This is a genomic window from Mesorhizobium sp. LjNodule214 (assembly GCF_964252735.1).
Lineage (GTDB): Bacteria > Pseudomonadota > Alphaproteobacteria > Rhizobiales > Rhizobiaceae > Mesorhizobium.
Genome location: NZ_CAXUPE020000009.1, coordinates 1 through 21,045, shown reverse-complemented (window position 1 = coordinate 21,045; position 21,045 = coordinate 1). Strand labels below are relative to the sequence as shown.

The window sequence follows — 21,045 nt, the reverse complement described above, 5'->3', positions numbered from 1 at the left end:
GTCGTAGCGCTTGTATTCGCCAAAATACTTCGTGATCGCCGCCGTCAGCGACGTCTTGCCATGATCGACGTGGCCGATCGTGCCGATGTTCACATGAGGCTTAGTGCGCTCGAATTTACCTTTTGCCATGTGATGTCTCCATTCCTGCTCGCCCGTGCGGGCCTTGAATTAAGTTACCGCTGCAACTCGTCCGAGTTACGCGTATTTTTTCTGGACTTCCTGGGCGACCGCGGTCGGGACCGGCTCGTAGTGGTCGAACTGCATCGTGTAAGCCGCGCGGCCCTGGCTCATCGAGCGCAAATTGTCGACGTACTTGAACATGTTCGCCAGCGGCACCATCGCGTTGATGACCACCGCCACGCCACGCGCTTCCTGGCCCTGGATCTGGCCGCGACGGCCGTTCAGGTCGCCGATGACGCTGCCGACGTAGTCTTCCGGCGTCACGACTTCGACCTTCATGATCGGCTCGAGCAACTGCACGCCAAGCTTGGGCGCCGCTTCACGGAAGCAGGCACGGCCGGCGATTTCGAAGGCGAGCACCGAGGAGTCGACATCGTGGTAAGCGCCATCGATGAGCGTCGCCTTGACGCCGATCATCGGGAAGCCGGCGAACGGACCCGAGGTCATGACGCTGTTGATGCCCTTTTCGACACCGGGGATGTATTCCTTCGGAACGGCACCGCCGACGATCTTAGATTCGAACTCGAATTCGCTGCTGTCCGGATTCGGCTCGAACAGGAGCTTGACGCGAGCGAACTGGCCGGTACCGCCGGTCTGCTTCTTGTGCGTGTAGTCCTGCTCGTGCTTGCGGGTGATCGTCTCGCGATAGGCCACCTGCGGCGCGCCGACATTGGCCTCGACCTTGAACTCGCGGCGCATGCGGTCGACGATGATGTCGAGGTGGAGTTCGCCCATGCCGGAAATGATGGTCTGGCCACTTTCCTCGTCGGTCTTGACGCGGAAGGACGGATCCTCGGCAGCCAGGCGGTGAAGGGCGAGGCCCATCTTTTCCTGGTCGTTCTTGGTCTTCGGCTCGATGGCGATCTGGATGACCGGATCGGGGAATTCCATGCGCTCGAGGATGACCGGATGCAGCGGATCACTGAGCGTGTCGCCAGTGGTCGTGTCCTTGAGGCCGGCCAGGGCGACGATGTCGCCAGCAAAAGCCTCTTCGACGTCGGCGCGCGAATTCGCATGCATCTGCAGCATGCGACCGATGCGCTCCTTCTTGCCCTTTACGGTGTTGTCGAGCGAGACGCCCTTGGTCAGCTTGCCCGAATAGATGCGGGCAAAGGTCAGCGAACCGACAAACGGGTCGTTCATGATCTTGAAGGCGAGCATCGACAGCGGCTCGTTGTCGTCGGCGTGACGCTCGATCTCGGCGTCGGTCTTGGCGTCGACACCCTTGATGGCGGGAACATCGGCCGGCGACGGCAGATATTCGACGACGGCGTCGAGCAGCGGCTGCACGCCCTTGTTCTTGAAGGCCGAGCCGCAGAACATCGGATAGAACTTGACCGCGATCGTGCCCTTGCGGATCAGCGAGCGGATCTCGTCATTCGACGGCATCTTGCCTTCGAGGTAATTCTCGAGCGCCGTCTCGTCCATTTCGACGGCGGCTTCGATCATCTTCTCGCGATATTCTTCGGCACGAGCCTTGAGGTCGGCCGGGATCTCGACGACATCCCAGGCAGCGCCCAACGTCTCGTCGCGCCAGACCAGCGCGTTCATTTCGACGAGGTCGACGACACCCTTGAACTCGGTCTCGGCACCGATCGGCAGCTGCATGACGACAGCCTGCGCACCGAGGCGCGAGCCAATCATCTCGACCGAGCGGTAGAAGTCGGCGCCGATCTTGTCCATCTTGTTGCAGAAGATCATGCGCGGAACGCGGTACTTGTCGGCCTGACGCCAGACAGTCTCCGTCTGCGGCTCGACACCGGCATTGGCATCGAGCAACGCAATGGCGCCGTCGAGCACGCGCAGCGAACGCTCGACCTCGATGGTGAAGTCGACGTGCCCGGGAGTGTCGATGATGTTGAAGCGGTGCATCTTGCCGTCACGAGCCTTCCAGAAGGTCGTGGTCGCAGCCGACGTGATCGTGATGCCGCGTTCCTGCTCCTGCTCCATCCAGTCCATGGTGGCAGCGCCGTCATGGACTTCGCCGATCTTGTGCGACTTGCCCGTGTAATAGAGGACGCGCTCGGTGGTCGTCGTCTTGCCGGCGTCGATATGCGCCATGATACCGAAATTGCGGTAGTCTTCGATTTTGTATTCGCGGGCCATGGGAGGTGCCTCTCAGTCTCGTTCGCGCTTTACCAGCGATAGTGCGCGAAAGCGCGGTTGGCTTCTGCCATCTTATGGGTGTCTTCACGCTTCTTGACGGCGGTGCCGCGGTTGTTAGCAGCGTCCATCAGCTCGCCCGAGAGGCGGTCGATCATGGTGGTCTCATTGCGGTTGCGGGCAGCCGCGATCAGCCAGCGGATGGCCAGAGCCTGACGGCGCTCGGGGCGCACGTCGACCGGAACCTGGTAGGTGGCGCCGCCGACGCGACGCGAACGCACTTCCACATGCGGCGCGACATTGTCGAGCGCCTGATGGAAGACGGTGACCGGCTCCTGCTTGGTCTTCGACTGGACCTGGTCGAGCGCGCCGTAGACGATGGTCTCGGCAACCGATTTCTTGCCGTCATACATGACGGCGTTCATGAACTTGGTGACGATCAGATCGCCGAACTTCGGGTCCGGATTGATCTCACGCTTTTCTGCACTGTGACGACGGGACATGGCTGTTGTCTCTCAATCTCAAGGCACGGCGCAGTCAAAAAAAGCGCCGAAGCCGGAAAACCTTACTTCGGACGCTTGGCGCCGTACTTCGAACGGCGCTGCTTGCGGTTCTTCACACCCTGCGTGTCGAGCACGCCGCGAATGATATGATAGCGGACGCCCGGAAGGTCCTTCACGCGGCCGCCGCGGATCATGACCACGGAGTGCTCCTGAAGGTTGTGGCCTTCGCCGGGGATGTAGCCGATCACTTCGAAACCATTGGTCAGACGGATCTTGGCCACCTTGCGCAACGCCGAGTTCGGCTTCTTCGGCGTCGTGGTGTAGACGCGCGTGCAGACGCCCCGCTTCTGCGGGTTCTGCTGCATGGCCGGGACCTTGTTGCGCTTCACCGGCGCCAGGCGCGGCTTGCGGATCAGCTGGTTGACGGTAGGCATTAAACCCTCTTGTCTCTCAATTCCGTGTCTTGCCCGGTCAGGGCCGCTCAAAGCGTCGTTTCCATACGCAAATTCGGGCCACAAACCGCGCCTCGCGGTCCTGCCCGAACAAATTGCAGAGGAAGCGGAAACCGCTTCATGCGCGCCGGAAATGTCTTTTCGCTCGTAAAACGAACCCTGTTTGAGGCAAACTCCAAAGCGTGTCGCTTCGGAAGGGAGAGCCTCACATCGGTTCTGACTGGGCGGCTTCTACTCGCAAGCCCGATGGCCGTCAACCCCGCGGCACCAAATATTGCGCCGCAACCGGGGCTTGGCAGCCATGCGAAAAGCGCATGTAATTTTCTTTCGCAATTTTGCAAGGGCGAGGAAGAAAGTGACCGGCTTTTGGCTGTTGCCAGCCATGGCTTCATGCCAAAAGGCGGGCATGGGCGGTGCAAATCCCCCTCGCCGCCCGGTCTCTAGAGGAATCAGCCCGTGAACGACAATGAGGAGCGCCCGGTCACCATCATCACCGGCCGTGTCTGGAAGAAGAAGGGCGGCAAGCCGGAAGGCGTCCATGTGATGTTGGTCGCGCCCGATGACGATTCGGCGGTGCGCCGGGCACTCGAATCGCTCGCGGCCGAGGGCTACGCCGAAGCCGAACTCGACCAGATCGGCGACATGGACGGCGAGCCCGACGACGAGCCGCATCTTTCGGCCTATCAGGGCGCGCTCGAAGGCGAGGTGTCGATCGTCACCTTCGACGTGGCGATCTGACCGAGAGAATCGGCTGCTCCTTGCCGCAGTCACCGCGCCCGTCTCGCCCGGCTTGTCCGACACTGGTTCTCTGCTAAGAACCAAGCAAAATTCCAATCTGCGGAGTCCCCATGCCTTCGAACAATGGTCCCATCAAGCTCGGCATCGTCGGCGTCGGAAAGATCGTCCGCGATCAACACCTGCCGGCTCTGGCCAAGGACGGGGATTATCGCCTCATCGCCGCCGCCAGCCGGCACGGCAAGGTCGACGGCATTCCGAATTTCCATGACATCGAAGCGATGCTCGAGGCGGTGCCGGAGCTCGAAGCGGTCTCGCTCTGCATGCCGCCGCAATTCCGCTATGACGCCGCGCGCACAGCGCTGCTCGCGAAAAAACATGTCTTCCTGGAAAAGCCGCCTGGCGCCACGGTCAGCGAGGTCGAGGATTTGAAGACCCTGGCGGCAGCAAACGGCGTCTCGCTGTTCGCCAGCTGGCATTCGCGCTATGCGCCGGCGGTGGAAGCCGCGCGCGCTTTCCTCGCATCGGCCAGCATCAAGTCGGCCGCCATCAACTGGAAGGAAGACGTGCGCCGCTGGCACCCGAACCAGGAATGGATCTGGGCCCCGGGCGGCTTCGGCGTCTTCGATCCCGGCATCAATGCATTGTCGATCGCGACCCACATCTTGCCGGCAATGTTCATCACCTCGGCCGTGCTCGATTTTCCGGAGAATCGCGCCGCCCCGGTCGCGGCCCATGTCACCTTCCGCACCTCGAACGGATTGCCGGTGACGATGGAACTCGACTGGCTGCAGACCGGCCCGCAGAGCTGGGACATCCTGGCCGAGACGGACAAAGGCAAGATGGTGCTTTCCGGCGGCGGCTCGAAGCTCGCCATCGACGGCAAGGTCGTCCATGAAGAGCCGGAGGCCGAGTATCCGATGCTCTACCGGCGCTTCGCCGAAATCGTGCGCGCCGGAGTCTCCGACGTCGATCTCGCGCCACTGCAGCATGTCGCCGATGCCTTCATGCTCGGCAAGCGCAACGTGGTGGAAGCGTTCTTCGACTGAGCCCCGACCGTCCCGCGACGGGATTGTTGCGGCGCGGAGAACCCGGCGGATACTCAATCCTTGATCCGGCAACCGGCGCGCTTGACCATATCGGCTACGACCGAGATCGGTTCAATCGACGATCGCGATGGCGAACCCGTCATAGCCCTTGGCGCCAACAGTCTGGATGGCGGTGCCGTCCAGGCGCTTGTCGCCGCCGATGAACGAGAACGCCGCGCGAGCCCCTTCGACATTGGCGTCGCGGCCATCCTCATTCACCACCGCGCCGTCGCGGATGACGTTGTCGCAGACGATGACAGTCCCCGGCTTGGAAAGGCGCATCGCCCTGGACAGATAGTTCGGGTTGTTCGGCTTGTCGGCGTCGATGAAGATGAGATCGAACGGCCCGGCATTCTCCGCACCCAGCGCCGCGAGTGATTGCAGCGCCGGCCCGACCCGCAGCTCCACGCGGCCCGACACCCCTGCCCGTTCGAAATTCGACCGCGCGACGCTGGCATGGTGCGGATCGAGTTCGAGCGTCACGATCTTGCCGTCAACAGGCAGCCCGCGCGCCATCCAGATGGTCGAGTAGCCGCCCAGCGTGCCGATCTCGAGAATTCTCTTCGCCCCTCGCATGCGCGCAAGCAGCGAGAGCAGCTTGCCTTGCGCCGGCGAGACATCGATCGCCGGCAGGCCCTGATCGTGGTTAGCCGCCAGAACGGCATCGAGGACGGGGTCCGGTTCAAACAGGGAGGCAACGATGTAGTCGTCGACGGCCGCCCAGCTCTTCTTGCTCATCGCCTACTTCTCCGATGCGCGCGTGGAAACCAAAACGCGAAAAGGGGCCACTTGGGCCCCTTTTCTGTTCTTTCCTATATCCCGCCCTACTGCGCGGCGGTGACCATGTCGGTCAGCATCGGCTCGGCGACCTCGACACCCGAGGCCTTGCGGCGCTCGTCGATGATGAGCTCGTCGCGCGAGGTGGCGATGCGCCGGATCTGGCTCATCGTGCCACCGGTGCCGGCCGGGATCAGACGGCCGACGATGACGTTTTCCTTCAGGCCCTGCAGCATGTCGGTCTTGCCGGCAACAGCTGCTTCGGTGAGCACCCTCGTCGTCTCCTGGAAAGAGGCGGCCGAGATGAAGGACGGCGTCTGCAGCGAGGCCTTGGTGATGCCCAAGAGCACCGGCTGGCCTTCGGCCGGCTTCTTGCCGTCCTCGATCAGCCGCTCGTTGACTTCTTCCAGCTCGATCACGTCGACGTGGTCGCCCGGAATGTAGGTCGAGTCGCCCTGCGTGGTGATCTCGACCTTCTGCAGCATCTGGCGAACAATCACCTCGATGTGCTTGTCGTTGATCGACACGCCTTGCAGGCGGTAGACCTCCTGGATCTCGTTGACGAGGTAGGACGCAAGCGCCTCCACGCCCTTGATCGCCAGGATGTCGTGCGGCGCCGGGTTGCCGTCGAGGATGTAGTCGCCCTTCTCGATGACGTCGCCGTCCTGGAGATGGAACGGCTTGCCCTTCGGGATCAGGTATTCGACCGGCTCAAGCGTCGAGTCATGCGGCTCGATGATGATGCGGCGCTTGTTCTTGTAGTCGCGGCCGAAGCGGACCGTGCCATCGATCTCGGCGATGATGGCGTGGTCCTTCGGACGGCGTGCCTCGAACAATTCGGCAACACGCGGCAGACCGCCGGTGATGTCCTTGGTCTTGGCGCTTTCCATCGGGATACGCGCCAGCACGTCGCCGGGCCGGACATGCGCGCCCGGCTCGACCGAAAGGATCGCCTCGACCGAGAGCAGGAAGCGGGCATCGCCGCCCTTCGACAGCTTGCCGACCTTGCCCTTGGCGTCATGAACGACGATCGCCGGCTTGAGGTCGTTGCCGCGCGGCGTCGAACGCCAGTCGATTACCTCGCGCTTGGTGATGCCGGTCGACTCGTCGGCCGTTTCCTGGACGGAAATGCCGTCGACCAGATCCTCGAACTGCACCTTGCCCTCGATTTCGGTGAGGATCGGGCGGGTATAAGGATCCCACTCGGCGATACGCTGGCCGCGCTTCACCTTGTCGCCATCGTCCACGAAGATACGCGAACCATAGGTGACGCGGTGCGTGGCGCGCTCCTTGCCGGCTTCGTCGAGGATCAGCACCGCCATGTTGCGGCCCATGACCATCTGCTGGCCGTCGGAGTTGCGCACAACGTTGCGGTTGCGGATCTCGACCTTGCCCTCATACGAGGCTTCAAGGAACGAGCTATCGACCACCTGCGCGGTACCGCCCATGTGGAAGGTACGCATGGTGAGCTGGGTGCCCGGCTCGCCGATCGACTGCGCCGCGATGACGCCGACGGCTTCGCCCTGGTTGACCGGGGTGCCGCGGGCAAGATCGCGTCCGTAACAGACCGCGCAGACGCCGATCCTGACCTCGCAGGTCAGTGCCGAACGGATGCGGACCGACTGCACGCCGGCCTTTTCGATCTGTTCCACGTCACGCTCGTCCATCAGCGTTCCGGCCTTGACCAGAACCTCGCCCGACACCGGATGGGTGATGTCGTCGAGCGCCGTACGGCCCAGCACGCGCTGGCCGACGGAAGCGACGACCTGGCCGGCATCGACGATCGGCTGCATGGTGAGGCCCTTGTCGGTGCCGCAGTCGACCGAATTGACGATGCAGTCCTGCGCCACGTCGACCAGACGACGGGTGAGGTAACCCGAGTTCGCCGTCTTCAAGGCGGTATCTGCCAGACCCTTGCGGGCGCCGTGGGTCGAGTTGAAGTACTCGAGCACGGTCAGGCCTTCCTTGAAGTTCGAGATGATCGGCGTCTCGATGATTTCACCCGACGGCTTGGCCATCAGGCCACGCATGCCGGCAAGCTGGCGCATCTGGGTGGGCGAGCCACGCGCACCGGAGTGCGACATCATGTAGATCGAGTTCATCGGCTTCTGACGGCCGTTGTCCTCGAACTCGACCGCCTTGATGCGGGCCATCATTTCGTCGGCGACCTTTTCCGAGCACTTGGCCCAGGCGTCGACGACCTTGTTGTACTTCTCGCCCTGCGTGATCAGGCCATCATTGTACTGCTGCTCGTACTCCTTGGCCAAAGCCTCGGTGTCGGACACCAGCTTGATCTTGGCGTCCGGGATCAGCATGTCGTCCTTGCCGAACGAAATGCCGGCGCGGCAGGCGTGGCTGAAGCCGAGAGCCATGATGCGGTCGCAGAAAATGACCGTCTCCTTCTGACCGCAATGGCGGTAGACGGTGTCGATCATCTTGGAGATGTTCTTCTTGGTCATCTCCTGGTTGGCGGTCTCGTAAGGCACGTTGACGTTCTTCGGCAGAAGCTCGCCGATGATCATGCGGCCAGGCGTGGTGTCGTGGATCTTCGACACGACCTTGCCTTCGGCGTCGACCGTGCGGAAGCGACCCTTGATCTTGGCGTGCAGCGTCACCGCCTTGGTCTCCAGCGCGTGCTGGAGTTCGCCCATGTCGGCAAACACCATGCCCTCGCCCGGCTCGTTCTGGTTGACGATCGAGAGATAGTAGAGACCGAGAACCATGTCCTGCGACGGCACGATGATCGGCGCGCCGGAGGCCGGGTGCAGGATGTTGTTGGTCGACATCATCAGCACGCGGGCTTCAAGCTGCGCTTCCAGCGACAGCGGCACGTGGACGGCCATCTGGTCGCCGTCGAAGTCGGCGTTGAAGGCCGTGCAGACCAGCGGATGCAGCTGGATCGCCTTGCCTTCGATCAGGATCGGCTCGAACGCCTGGATGCCGAGACGGTGCAGCGTCGGCGCGCGGTTCAACAGCACCGGATGCTCGCGGATGACCTCGTCGAGGATATCCCAGACTTCCGGACGCTCCTTCTCGACCAGCTTCTTGGCCTGCTTGACGGTCGAGGAGAACCCCTTGGCGTCGAGGCGGGCGTAGATGAACGGCTTGAACAGTTCGAGCGCCATCTTCTTCGGCAGGCCGCACTGGTGCAGCTTGAGCTCCGGACCGGTCACGATGACCGAGCGGCCCGAATAGTCGACGCGCTTGCCGAGCAGGTTCTGGCGGAACCGGCCTTGCTTGCCCTTCAGCATGTCGGACAGCGACTTCAGCGGTCGCTTGTTGGCGCCGGTGATGACGCGGCCGCGGCGGCCGTTGTCGAACAGCGCGTCGACGGCTTCCTGCAGCATGCGCTTTTCATTGCGCACGATGATGCCGGGGGCACGCAGCTCGATCAGCCGCTTCAGGCGGTTGTTGCGGTTGATGACGCGGCGATAGAGATCGTTGAGGTCGGACGTGGCGAAGCGTCCGCCGTCCAGCGGGACGAGCGGGCGCAGGTCCGGCGGGATCACCGGGACCACCTTCATGATCATCCATTCCGGACGGTTGCCGGACTCCATGAAGTTCTCGACGACCTTGAGCCGCTTCAGATACTTCTTCTGCTTGAGCTCGGAGGTGGTCGAAGCCAGCTCCGAACGCAGGTCGCCGGCGATCTTCTCCAGGTCCATGCCGGCCAGAAGGTCATGAATGGCCTCGGCGCCGATCATGGCGGTGAACGAATCCTCGCCATACTCGTCGACTGCGATCATGTACTCTTCCTCGCTGAGCAGCTGGTGCTCCTTCAGCGCGGTGAGGCCTGGCTCGGTGACGATGTAGTTCTCGAAGTAGAGGACGCGCTCGATGTCCTTCAGGGTCATGTCGAGCAGCGTGCCGATACGCGACGGCAGCGACTTCAGGAACCAGATATGGGCGACGGGCGCGGCGAGCTCGATATGGCCCATGCGCTCGCGGCGAACGCGCGACAGCGTGACTTCGACGCCGCACTTTTCGCAGATGACGCCCTTGTACTTCATCCGCTTGTACTTGCCGCACAGGCACTCATAGTCCTTGATCGGGCCGAAGATGCGCGCGCAGAACAGGCCGTCGCGTTCCGGCTTGAAGGTGCGGTAGTTGATGGTCTCCGGCTTCTTGATCTCGCCGAACGACCAGGACAGAATCTTCTCAGGGCTGGCGAGCGAAATCCGGATGGAATCGAACACCTGCGCCGGCGCCTGGGGATTGAAGAGATTCATGACCTCTTGGTTCATGCCGTTCTCCTTTTCGGGGTCCTCGAAAACCCCTTGCATCTAGCGCGGGCCAAATGCCCGCTGAGTGGTCGGCCCACCGGCCGAAGAATTCGATAGGCGCGCCGCGGCTTTCCGCGGCGCGCCATTGCCTTACTCGGCCGCGTCGGGCAGCCGGACAGGGTTGTCGTCGAGCTTGGTATTCTCCAGCTCGACATTGAGGCCGAGAGACCGCATTTCCTTGACGAGAACGTTGAAGCTCTCGGGAATGCCGGCCTCGAACGTGTCGTCGCCTCTGACGATCGCCTCGTAGACCTTGGTACGGCCGGCGACGTCGTCCGACTTCACCGTCAGCATCTCCTGCAGCGTGTAGGCGGCGCCGTACGCTTCGAGCGCCCAGACCTCCATTTCGCCGAAGCGCTGGCCACCGAACTGCGCCTTGCCACCCAGCGGCTGCTGGGTAACGAGCGAGTACGGTCCGATCGAACGCGCGTGGATCTTGTCGTCCACCAGGTGGTGAAGCTTGAGCATGTAGATGTAGCCCATCGTCACCTTGCGATCGAACGGCTCGCCGGTGCGTCCGTCATAGAGCTGCGACTGGCCGCTGGTGTGCAAGCCCGCCTGCTCCAGCATGATATTGATGTCGGCTTCGTGCGCACCGTCGAACACCGGTGTCGCGATGGAGACGCCGCGGCGCATCTGCTCGCTTAGGCGAACGACGCTTTCGTCGTCATACTCGCGGACCGGCTCGTTGCGGTCGTTGGCAGGCATGAAGCTCTCGAGCGTCTTGCGCAGCGGCTTGATGTCACCACCCGCCTTGTACGCGTCGATCAGCTCGCCGATCTTCCTGCCCATGCCAGCGCAGGCCCAGCCCAGATGCGTTTCCAGGATCTGGCCGACATTCATGCGGCTCGGCACACCCAGCGGGTTGAGCACGATATCGGCATGCGTGCCGTCCTCGAGGAACGGCATGTCCTCGACCGGAACGATCCGCGACACGACACCCTTGTTGCCGTGCCGGCCGGCCATCTTGTCGCCGGGCTGCATTTTGCGCTTCACGGCCACGAAGACCTTGACCATCTTCATGACGCCCGGAGGCATTTCGTCGCCGCGCTGCACCTTCTCGACCTTGTCCATGAAGCGCTGCTCGAGCGCCTTCTTGGAATCGTCGTACTGGCCGCGCAGCGCTTCCAGTTCGCTCTGGAGCTTTTCGTTCTCCACCGCGAACTGCCACCACTGCGAACGCGGATACTCGTCGAGCGTGTCCTTCGACAGCTTCGAGCCCTTCTTGAAGCCCTTCGGCCCGGCAATCGCATCCTTGCCGACAAGCATGTCGGACAGGCGCGAATAGACGTTGCGGTCGAGGATCGCCTGCTCGTCGTCGCGGTCCTTGGCCAGGCGCTCGATCTCCTCGCGCTCGATCGCCATGGCGCGTTCGTCCTTCTCGACGCCGTGGCGATTGAAGACGCGAACTTCGACGACGGTGCCGAACGTACCCGGAGGCATGCGCATGGAGGTGTCGCGAACGTCCGAGGCCTTTTCGCCAAAGATGGCGCGCAGGAGCTTTTCCTCCGGCGTCATCGGGCTTTCGCCCTTCGGCGTGATCTTGCCGACCAGGATGTCGCCCGGCTGCACTTCCGCACCGATATAGACGATGCCGGCCTCGTCGAGGTTCTTCAGCGCTTCTTCCGAGACGTTCGGAATGTCGCGCGTGATTTCCTCCGGCCCGAGCTTGGTGTCGCGCGCCATGACCTCGAACTCCTCGATATGGATCGAGGTGAAGACGTCGTCGGCCACGATGCGCTCAGAGAGCAGGATCGAGTCCTCGTAGTTGTAGCCGTTCCACGGCATGAACGCGACAAGCACGTTGCGGCCGAGCGCCAGATCGCCGAGTTCGGTCGACGGACCGTCGGCGATGATGTCGCCCTTGTTGACGCGGTCGCCCATGCGCACCAGCGGACGCTGGTTGATGCAGGTGTTCTGGTTCGAACGCTGGAACTTCATCAGCCGGTAGATGTCGACGCCGGACTTGCCGGGATCGAGATCTTCCGTGGCGCGGATGACGATACGCGTCGCGTCCACCTGGTCGACGATGCCGCCGCGGCGGGCGCCGATGGCGGCGCCCGAGTCACGGGCAACGATCGGCTCCATGCCGGTGCCGACGAACGGAGCCTCGGCACGCACCAGCGGCACGGCCTGACGCTGCATGTTCGAGCCCATCAGCGCGCGGTTGGCGTCGTCGTTCTCGAGGAACGGGATCAGCGCCGCGGCCACAGAAACCATCTGCTTCGGCGAGACGTCCATCAGGTCGACGTTTTCGCGCGGCGCCATCATCACTTCGCCGGCGTTACGGCAAATGACGAACTCGTCGACGAAACCGCCATTCTTGTCGAGCTCGGCATTGGCCTGCGCGACATGGTGCTTGGCCTCTTCCATCGCCGACAGATACACGACCTCATTGGTCAGCTTGCCGCTGACGATCTTGCGGTACGGGCTCTCGATGAAGCCGTACTTGTTGACGCGCGCGAAGGTCGCCAGCGAGTTGATCAGGCCGATATTCGGGCCTTCCGGCGTCTCGATCGGGCAGATGCGGCCGTAATGCGTCGGGTGCACGTCGCGCACCTCGAAGCCGGCGCGCTCGCGGGTCAGACCGCCCGGTCCAAGCGCCGAGAGACGACGCTTGTGAGTGATCTCCGACAGCGGGTTGGTCTGGTCCATGAACTGCGACAGCTGCGAGGAACCGAAGAACTCGCGCACGGCGGCAGCCGCCGGCTTGGCGTTGATCAGATCCTGCGGCATCACCGTGTCGATCTCGATCGAGGACATACGTTCCTTGATCGCGCGCTCCATGCGCAGCAGGCCGACGCGGTACTGGTTCTCCATCAGCTCACCGACCGAGCGCACGCGGCGGTTGCCGAGATTGTCGATGTCGTCGATCTCGCCCTTGCCGTCGCGCAGTTCGACCAGCGTCCTGACCACGGCCAGGATGTCGTCCTTGCGCAGCACGCGCACGGTGTCCTCGGCCTTGAGCTCGAGGCGCATGTTCATCTTGACGCGGCCGACAGCCGACAAATCATAGCGCTCGCTGTCGAAGAACAGCGAGTTGAACATGGCTTCGGCGGTCTCGAGCGTCGGCGGCTCGCCCGGGCGCATGACACGGTAGATGTCGAACAGCGCGTCCTGGCGGCTCTCGTTCTTGTCGACGTTGAGCGTGTTGCGGATATAGGCGCCGACATTGACGTGGTCGATGTCGAGAACCTGGATCTCGTTCTCGCCGGTGCCGAGCAGCACCTTCAGCGTCTTCTCGTCGATCTCGTCGCCGGCCTCGAGGAAGATCTCGCCGGTGCCGTAGTTGACGATGTCCTCGGCCAGATAGTTGCCGAGCAGGTCCTCGTCGGTCGCCTTGATCGCCTTGAGGCCCTTTTCGCCAAGCGCCCTGGCCTGGCGGGCGGTGATCTTCTTGCCTTGCTCGACGACGATCTCGCCGGTGTCGGCATCGACGAGGTCGCCGACGGCCTTGAGGCCGCGAAAACGCTCGACGTTGAACGGAATACGCCAATGGTCGCCGGCGCGCTTGTAGGTGATCTTGTTGTAGAAGGTCGACAGGATCTCTTCGCCGTCCATGCCGAGCGCCATCAGCAGCGACGTCACCGGGATCTTGCGGCGGCGGTCGATGCGGGCGTGCACGACGTCCTTCGAGTCGAACTCGATGTCGAGCCACGAACCACGATAGGGGATGACGCGCGCGGCAAACAGAAGCTTGCCCGACGAGTGCGACTTGCCCTTGTCATGGTCGAAGAAGACGCCCGGCGAACGGTGCATCTGCGAGACGATGACGCGCTCGGTGCCGTTGACGATGAAGGTGCCGTTCAAGGTCATGAGCGGCATGTCGCCCATGTAGACGTCCTGCTCCTTGATGTCCTTGATCGACTTCGCGCCGGTATCCTCGTCGATATCGAACACAATGAGGCGCAGCGTCACCTTCAGCGGCGCGGCATAGGTCAGGTCGCGCTGACGGCATTCGTCAACGTCGAATTTCGGTCCTTCGAACTCGTACTTCACGAACTCCAGCATCGAGGAGCCGGAAAAATCGGAAATCGGGAAGACCGACTTGAAAACGGCCTGCAGTCCCTCATCCGGACGCCCGCCCTTGGGTTCGTCCACCATCAGGAACTGGTCATACGATGCCTTTTGAACCTCGATCAGGTTCGGCATCTCCGCAACTTCCGGGATCTTTCCGAAGAACTTGCGTACGCGTCTGCGGCCATTGAAAGTCTGGGTCTGGGCCATCGTCGCTCCTTAGCTCTAAACTCGGGACGAGCCTCGCCGCGGCTCGCCTTGCAATTCCGGGCCGCCTCGGCGGCAGCCCCTGTCTGTTGTCCCGCCACCTGTCGGCGGCCGGCTAGAACGGGAGAAAACCCGTTTCCTGAAGGCCGGTTTCGGCCCTCAGGAAAGAGGTTCTCATACGCCTCGCGATACATCCCTCCCCTGGCAGCCAAGGGAGTGGCGGACGGCGCGAGGCCGCCCGCCGGTATTCTACGCTTACTTCAGGTCGACCTTGGCGCCGGCTGCTTCCAGCTGGGCCTTGAACTTCTCCGCGTCGGCCTTGGAAACAGCTTCCTTGACCGGCTTCGGAGCCGCCTCGACCAGGTCCTTGGCTTCCTTGAGGCCAAGACCGGTGATGGCGCGGACTTCCTTGATGACGTTGATCTTCTGGGCGCCTGCCTCGGTGAGGACGACGTCGAATTCCGTCTTTTCCTCAACCGGAGCAGCAGCAGCGGCAGCGCCGCCGGCAGCGGCAACCGCGACCGGAGCGGCAGCCGAAACGCCCCACTTTTCTTCCAGAAGCTTCGACAGCTCGGCCGCCTCGAGGACGGTCAGCTTCGAAAGGTCGTCTACGATCTTTGCGAGATCAGCCATTGTTGTATTCCTTCATAAGGTTCGAACGTGTGTTTGTGATAGCGAGGAACGGCCTCATGCCGCCTCGTCCTTCCGGGCGTAAGCGCCGATGACGCGCGCGACCGAAGCCGCGGGCGCATTGACGATCTGGGCGATCCGGGTTGCCGGCGTGGCGATCATGCCAACCAGCCTGGCGCGCAGCTCGTCGAGCGACGGAAGTGTGGCGAGTGCCTTCACACCGTCGGCGTTGAGCGAGGTGGTGCCCATTGCGCCGCCGAGAATGATCAACTTGTCATTCCCCTTGGCGAAATCGGACGCGACCTTCGGCGCCGCAATCGGATCCTCCGAATAGGCGATCAGCGTCTGTCCCTTGAACAGGTCGATGATCGATGCGGAGTCCGTGCCCTGAAGAGCGATTTTGGCGAGACGGTTCTTCGCGACTTTGACGGTGCCACCGGCGGCGCGCATTTTCGACCGAAGGTCGTTCATTTGCGCGACGGTGATACCGGCGTAGTGGGCCACGACGACTGAACCAGCGCTCGTAAACGCATCATTCAGGCCCGTGACGAGTTCGCGTTTTTCCGCTCTGTCCACTGCCTATCTCCAGTTGACCCCAATCCTGTTAACGGGAACATTCCCATTCACGAGGACAGGCGTCGGGTTGCCTTTTGCCGGCCGGGCCATCCAGTAACGGATCTCCCGAACGACGCTCGAGGATCCTGCCCCCTTTCGCCACACCGGCCGGCAAGCCGGACGATGCGCAGACAAAAGGCAAACACGGTTCGAACCTTTCATTGGAGCAATCGCTCCGTTGTCGGGTCTTCACCCGTCTCATGCAGGCCCACATGAATTAAGGCGTTTGGGCCGCCTGCAATCTCGGACAGGATGTCCGGAAGCCTCTCGACTTCCGGTACCGGGCCGCCGACAGGTCGGAGGCCCGGAATTCTTTTCGGATCAGCTCTTTAGCGGCCGATCAGGATAATTCGTATCAGGACGCTGCGAGCGTCGAGACGTCGAGCTTGAGGCCCGGGCCCATCGTCGAGGTGACCGACACCTTCTTGACGTAGTTGCCCTTGGCGCCAGTCGGCTTGGCCTTGGTCACCGCATCGGCGAAGGCCCGCACATTCTCTTCCAGCGCCTTGACGTCGAACGAGACCTTGCCGACGCCGGCCTGGACGATGCCGGCCTTCTCGACGCGGAACTCGACCGCACCACCCTTCGACGCCTTGACGGCGGCGGCGACATCGGTGGTCACGGTGCCGACCTTCGGGTTCGGCATCATGCCGCGCGGGCCGAGCACCTTACCGAGACGACCGACCAGCGGCATCATGTCCGGCGTGGCGATGCAGCGATCGAAGTCGATCGTGCCCTTCTGGACGATCTCGACCAGATCCTCGGCACCTACGACATCGGCGCCGGCGGCCTTGGCTTCCTCGGCCTTGTCACCGCGTGCGAACACGGCGACGCGGACCGAGCGGCCGGTGCCGTTCGGCAAATTGACCACGCCACGGACCATCTGGTCGGCATGGCGCGGATCGACGCCGAGATTCATCGCGACTTCGATGGTCTCGTCGAACTTCACCGACGACCGCTCCTTGAGCAGCTTCAGTGCTTCACCCAGGGCGTAAGCCTTGTTGGGGTCGATGCCTTCGCGGGTCTTCGATACACGCTTTGCAATCTTTGCCATGATCTCAGCCCACCACTTCCAGGCCCATCGAACGGGCGGAGCCTTCGACCATGCGCATGGCGGCTTCGACGTCGTTCGCGTTCAGGTCCTTCATCTTCTGCTCGGCGATGGCGCGCACCTTGTCGCGGCCGATCGTGCCGGCCTTGACCTTGCCCGGCTCCTTCGAGCCCGACTTCAGGTTCGCTGCCTTCTTCAGGAAGTAGCTCACCGGCGGCGTCTTCATGACGAAGGTGAACGACTTGTCCTGGTAGTAGGTGATGACGACCGGGATCGGCGATCCCTTTTCCATTTCCTGGGTCTGCGCGTTGAACGCCTTGCAGAACTCCATGATGTTGATGCCGCGCTGACCAAGCGCCGGGCCGATCGGGGGCGACGGCGTAGCCGAGCCCGCGGCAACCTGGAGCTTGAGCTGGCCTGCAACTTTCTTAGCCATCTCTCTTCCTGCCTTTTCTCATGCCGGCCCCACTATGGGGGAACACCGGCGGTTGCAGTCTGGTGGTGCGGTTCCCGCGGCCGGCTAAGCCCACGTTCGCCTCCCACCCGTTCATGGCCGCGCGAAATTCCGCGCCGCCTCCCTTGCCGCCGTCAGGCGCCAAGGATTTCGGATCAGCCCTTTTCGACCTGTCCGAATTCCAGATCGACAGGCACGGCGCGCCCGAAGATCGAAACTTCCACCTTGAGCCGCGCCCGCTCCTCGTCCACTTCCTGGACGAAACCATTGAACGACGCGAACGGGCCGTCCGAAACGCGGATCGCTTCGCCGATCTCGAAAGTGACCGAGGGCTTCGGCCGCTCGACGCCTTCCTGCACCTGGTTCAGGATGCGCTGCGCCTCGGTCTCGGTAATCGGCACCGGCTTGGAGTCACCGAGGAAACCGGTGACCTTCGGCGTGTTCTTGACCAGCGAAAACACCGCGTCGGTCAGGTTGGCCTTGAGCAGCACATAGCCCGGAAAGAACTTGCGCTCGGCATCGACTTTGCGGCCGCGACGGATCTCGACGACCTTCTCGGTCGGCACCACGATCTGCTCGATATCCGCGGACAGGCCCTTCTGCTTGGCCTTGTGCTCGATGTCCTCGGCAACCTTTTTTTCAAAGTTCGAATAGGCGTGGACGATGTACCAGCGCGCAGTCATTTCACGACTTCTCCGTAATCGCCGGACTTAACGTCCAAGCCCCAGAATCCACTCGATCGCGTAGCCCATGGCCACGTCGGCGGTGAAGAAAAAGATCATCGCGATGACCGCGAACACCAGCACCATCACCGTCGAGATCATCGTTTCGCGCCGCGACGGCCAAGTCACCTTGGCGGTCTCCGCGCGAACCTGCTGGAGGAAGGTGAATGGATTTGTGGTTTTCGAAGCCATATGCCGCTCTGTCTTCAAGACCCGTTGGCCGGGTCTCCTGGATGATCCCGCAGGCCGGGACGTGCCGCCTGGGCTTCATGTCAGCGCCGAATCAGCGCAACCATTTCGCCCATGCAAATCGGACGCGTAAAGCCGGCTTCCCAGCTCCACGCGTCGCGTGTCTGTTTCGTCTACATAAAACCGATTCTTGATCCACGCAAGTGGCAAGTGTCCGCTTTATGGCCAAACGCCGCATCGGAACCATCCAGTCGTTCCGTCCCGGCTATGAGCGCCTTATGCCCCAATCGCGCCAATATGGCAAGCCTGCCGCCAGTTTTCAAATGCGGAGGGCGCGCCAAGACATCAAACAAAGACGTCGAACTTGGCCATTTCGGGAAATGGCACGGGCAGCAGGGCTCGAACCTACGACCTGCGGTTTTGGAGACCGCCGCTCTACCAACTGAGCTATGCCCGTATCCGTGCGCGTGTCGGCGCAGCAGGCGCTTCCTAAAAGCTTCCGCGCGCGCTGTAAAGAGCCGTGTGATGTCGTTTCATACCCTTCGCCAGAAATCCGGATAAGTCACAAGCAGCCCGTCCCCATAGACCCGCACGATCCGGACTCTTATCAATGCCCTAGCTCTTGGCCGGCGGCTTGTACGGCCCGCCGGGCACGCCCCAGTCCCAGGCCGGCATCGGCTCGGTCTGCGGATCGCAGGTCTCGCCGAGGTTGGAATTCATCTTCGCCAGCCGCGACCCCATTCTACATAGCCCATGAAGGCGGAGCGGAATTCAGGATCGTCCGGCAGGCCGACTTCGTCCGCGGCATCGGCCAGCAGGTTGATCCAGCGGCGGCGCTGCTCTTCGCTCAGATGCTTGCCAAGATGATGCATCACCATCTCGCGATGGCCGCCATGCTCTTCGCTGTAGGTCTTGGGTCCACCGAAAACCTCACCGATGAAAGCCGCGACATGGGCCGGATGATCCGGCGACATGTGTTTGAACACCGGACCGACGACCGGGTCGCGCCCCACCTTGTCGTAAAAAGTCTGCGTCAGCCGGTTCAGCGCCTCCGCGCCGCCGGCCCATTCGAACAATGTCGGGACGTCCTTGCTCATATCGATCCTCGCCTGTCGATTGGCGTCGACGATAGCGGAAACATCGAGCAGGGCTCAACCTGCCTCGATGGCCAGTCCGGATCGGCGGCGCTACAGGCGGGCGGGCGCGTCGGCCTGGGCGTTGGGCGCCGGCACCATGCGGCAGTTGTCAGGCTTCGGCGACGCTTTGCAGATCGTGGCGCCGGTCAGCGCGTCCACCGATTGGGGCCTGGTCGTCAGCCCGACCTTCAGCATCATGTCGGGTTCGAGCTGCCTGTGGCTTGAATACAAAACGGACTGCATCGTCGAGAACAGACCGGAGCCGATCGACATCTCCTCAAGGTAGCCCTTGACCTTCCGCTCCAGCCCCAACGAATGCACGCTGAGCCGCGCCTGGGAACTGACAAGCCGTCTGACGCCACCGGCAAGCATGAGCGCGCAAGCCGAATCGCACTCGCCTCCGGCGTCGATGGTCAGCCCGGCAAGGACGCCGTCTTCGGCCGCGCAATCCGCCTCTCCCGGTTCGCAGCCAACGAATTCGGTGCGGGCAACGGCGACGTCGAGCTTTCTTTCGCGGATCAGCCGTCCCGCCGCCAGTGCGCCGGGCACGTCGCCTCCGGGCGAGCTGATCACCACGGGCAATCGCCGGTCGCCAAGCGTGTCGAGCAGTTGGCGCAGCCTCTCCGGCGTCCGGGCCGTAATCGTACCTTCCGCCGAAATCCATTCCGGGCAGTCGGGGTCACAAAGCAGATTGCTGCCGCGAACCACGACAAAGCGCATATCCTCTTCGCGCTGCGCGATCTCGGGTTGGGCCGGGGTGACCTCGGTAGGCTCGGACCCGGCCGTCGGGGCCTCGACCGTCGGGACCGTCGGCATCGCCGGTTTGTTCGCCGGTATCTCCCGGCAATTCGCGGGCAGCGGATTGGCGCGGCATATGGTTCCCGCAGTGAACAGGTCGACGGAATCCAGGCTGGTGACGAGGTTCATCCGCAGCATGTTTTCCGGGACCAGCTGGTGGATGCCGCTGGCGGGCGTGTTCTTCATCGTTGTGAGCACGTCCTGGCCGACGCCCATCTCCTTCAGATAGGCCGCCAGCCTCTTCTCCACCGCCTTGCTCATCTCGTAGGTCTTGTAGCTGCCGGCGTTCTTGCGGCTGACGACCCTGGTGTTGATGACCTTCTTCTTGCCCTTCACCACGCGATAGGTGGTCCGGTAGAGCAATTTCGTCTTGACGTAGGTGGTCGTGATCTGGTGGACGCCGAGAAAGGCCCATTGCCCGACCACACGGCGGACCCCGCCGGAAAACATCAGCGGACAGGCGGAATTGCAAATGGAGCCGTCGGCGTAGGCGGTGCCGAAATAGCGGGCGCCCCTGCCGTCATTGTCGGTGCAGTCCTTCTCATCCGGCAGGCAGCCCTCGAACCGGGTCTTGCCGACTGCGATATCGAGCTTGTTCTTGCGGATCAGCCGGCCAAGCGCCAGCGCCGCATCGACATTGCCGCCGGGAGAATCGACGATAACTGGCAGCTTGCGGTCGCCAAGTTTCTTGAGCGCGCGCTTGAGCAGCGCCGGCGTGCCGGCTTCAATCGTGCCTTCCGCCGAAATCCATTCGGGACAGGTCGGCTCGCAACCCGGCGCATTGCTGCGCACGACAACAAACCGCATCGGCGGGCCAAGATCGGATTCTCTCGCATCCGCCGCTAACGCGGCATGCCCCATGACAAACAGAGACACCAGGCAAACCAGCCCCAGCGACCACCACGCCTGATTGTTCAAACGATGCCCTGGAACCACTTGTCGGCAAGCTCCCCAATGCAACCTATACTAGTTGCGGCAGCGGCGCTTGCAACAGCTTTGAAACAACACGGATAATCGGCGACCGGCCGGCGACACGTCGGTACAAAAAAGGGCGGCCCCGAGGACCGCCCTTTCCATTCGAAACTCCGGCTAAGGCCGGCGTCGT

Annotated in this window: 16 protein-coding genes, 1 tRNA gene and 1 pseudogene; 2 read left to right on the top strand and 16 right to left on the bottom strand. The window is 62.7% G+C overall.

Going from position 1 to position 21,045, the window contains the following annotated elements:
• The 4 genes from ACSQ3Z_RS37115 to rpsL all read right to left on the bottom strand — a co-directional run.
• A partial coding sequence (locus ACSQ3Z_RS37115; RefSeq protein WP_245513479.1) for a GTP-binding protein occupies positions 1-129 on the bottom strand: 129 nt, incomplete at its 3' end.
• A gap of 66 nt (positions 130-195) precedes the next feature.
• Positions 196-2,286, bottom strand: a complete 2,091-nt coding sequence (gene fusA / locus ACSQ3Z_RS37110; RefSeq protein ID WP_436176008.1) for an elongation factor G — start codon at positions 2,284-2,286, stop codon at positions 196-198.
• A gap of 29 nt (positions 2,287-2,315) precedes the next feature.
• Complete coding sequence (rpsG, locus tag ACSQ3Z_RS37105) at positions 2,316-2,786, bottom strand: 30S ribosomal protein S7 (protein ID WP_006202127.1); 471 nt, start codon at positions 2,784-2,786, stop codon at positions 2,316-2,318.
• 62 nt (positions 2,787-2,848) lie between these two features.
• Positions 2,849-3,220 carry a 30S ribosomal protein S12 gene (gene rpsL, locus ACSQ3Z_RS37100; RefSeq protein WP_006202128.1) on the bottom strand — a complete coding sequence of 124 codons (372 nt, stop codon included), beginning with the start codon at positions 3,218-3,220 and terminating at the stop codon, positions 2,849-2,851.
• A 474-nt stretch (positions 3,221-3,694) separates the two neighbouring features.
• Between rpsL and ACSQ3Z_RS37095 the strand changes: the two genes are divergently transcribed.
• Both ACSQ3Z_RS37095 and ACSQ3Z_RS37090 read left to right on the top strand, forming a co-directional pair.
• Positions 3,695-3,976, top strand: coding sequence for a transcriptional regulator (locus tag ACSQ3Z_RS37095; RefSeq protein ID WP_436176007.1), 282 nt, complete (start codon positions 3,695-3,697; stop codon positions 3,974-3,976).
• Between the two features lie 110 nt (positions 3,977-4,086).
• Positions 4,087-5,022 carry a Gfo/Idh/MocA family protein gene (locus ACSQ3Z_RS37090; protein ID WP_436176006.1) on the top strand — a complete coding sequence of 312 codons (936 nt, stop codon included), beginning with the start codon at positions 4,087-4,089 and terminating at the stop codon, positions 5,020-5,022.
• Between the two features lie 111 nt (positions 5,023-5,133).
• Here the strand turns inward: ACSQ3Z_RS37090 and ACSQ3Z_RS37085 are convergent, their stop codons facing one another.
• The 12 genes and pseudogenes from ACSQ3Z_RS37085 to ACSQ3Z_RS37030 form a co-directional block, all read right to left on the bottom strand.
• Complete coding sequence (locus ACSQ3Z_RS37085) at positions 5,134-5,799, bottom strand: O-methyltransferase (RefSeq protein ID WP_436176005.1); 666 nt, start codon at positions 5,797-5,799, stop codon at positions 5,134-5,136.
• An 86-nt stretch (positions 5,800-5,885) separates the two neighbouring features.
• Positions 5,886-10,082: a DNA-directed RNA polymerase subunit beta' gene (gene rpoC, locus ACSQ3Z_RS37080; RefSeq protein ID WP_120015348.1), complete on the bottom strand. Its 4,197-nt coding sequence runs from the start codon at positions 10,080-10,082 to the stop codon at positions 5,886-5,888.
• Between the two features lie 129 nt (positions 10,083-10,211).
• Positions 10,212-14,348, bottom strand: a complete 4,137-nt coding sequence (gene rpoB / locus ACSQ3Z_RS37075; protein WP_436176004.1) for a DNA-directed RNA polymerase subunit beta — start codon at positions 14,346-14,348, stop codon at positions 10,212-10,214.
• Positions 14,349-14,600: 252 nt separating this feature from the next.
• Positions 14,601-14,978: a 50S ribosomal protein L7/L12 gene (rplL, locus tag ACSQ3Z_RS37070; protein WP_436176003.1), complete on the bottom strand. Its 378-nt coding sequence runs from the start codon at positions 14,976-14,978 to the stop codon at positions 14,601-14,603.
• Between the two features lie 54 nt (positions 14,979-15,032).
• Complete coding sequence (gene rplJ, locus ACSQ3Z_RS37065; protein ID WP_192179913.1) at positions 15,033-15,551, bottom strand: 50S ribosomal protein L10; 519 nt, start codon at positions 15,549-15,551, stop codon at positions 15,033-15,035.
• A 394-nt stretch (positions 15,552-15,945) separates the two neighbouring features.
• Positions 15,946-16,644 (bottom strand): 50S ribosomal protein L1, encoded by a 699-nt coding sequence (gene rplA / locus ACSQ3Z_RS37060; protein ID WP_006202139.1) that lies wholly within the window; start codon positions 16,642-16,644, stop codon positions 15,946-15,948.
• Between the two features lie 4 nt (positions 16,645-16,648).
• Positions 16,649-17,077, bottom strand: coding sequence for a 50S ribosomal protein L11 (gene rplK / locus ACSQ3Z_RS37055; protein ID WP_006202140.1), 429 nt, complete (start codon positions 17,075-17,077; stop codon positions 16,649-16,651).
• Between the two features lie 173 nt (positions 17,078-17,250).
• Positions 17,251-17,778, bottom strand: coding sequence for a transcription termination/antitermination protein NusG (gene nusG, locus ACSQ3Z_RS37050; protein WP_436176002.1), 528 nt, complete (start codon positions 17,776-17,778; stop codon positions 17,251-17,253).
• A gap of 27 nt (positions 17,779-17,805) precedes the next feature.
• On the bottom strand, positions 17,806-18,009 hold the full coding sequence (gene secE / locus ACSQ3Z_RS37045) for a preprotein translocase subunit SecE (RefSeq protein ID WP_006202142.1): 204 nt from the start codon (positions 18,007-18,009) through the stop codon (positions 17,806-17,808).
• Positions 18,010-18,387: 378 nt separating this feature from the next.
• A tRNA-Trp gene (locus tag ACSQ3Z_RS37040) sits at positions 18,388-18,463 on the bottom strand.
• 158 nt (positions 18,464-18,621) lie between these two features.
• Positions 18,622-19,103, bottom strand: a pseudogene (locus tag ACSQ3Z_RS37035) (group II truncated hemoglobin).
• A gap of 90 nt (positions 19,104-19,193) precedes the next feature.
• Complete coding sequence (locus tag ACSQ3Z_RS37030) at positions 19,194-20,876, bottom strand: hypothetical protein (protein WP_436176001.1); 1,683 nt, start codon at positions 20,874-20,876, stop codon at positions 19,194-19,196.
• Positions 20,877-21,045: the final 169 nt, after the last annotated feature.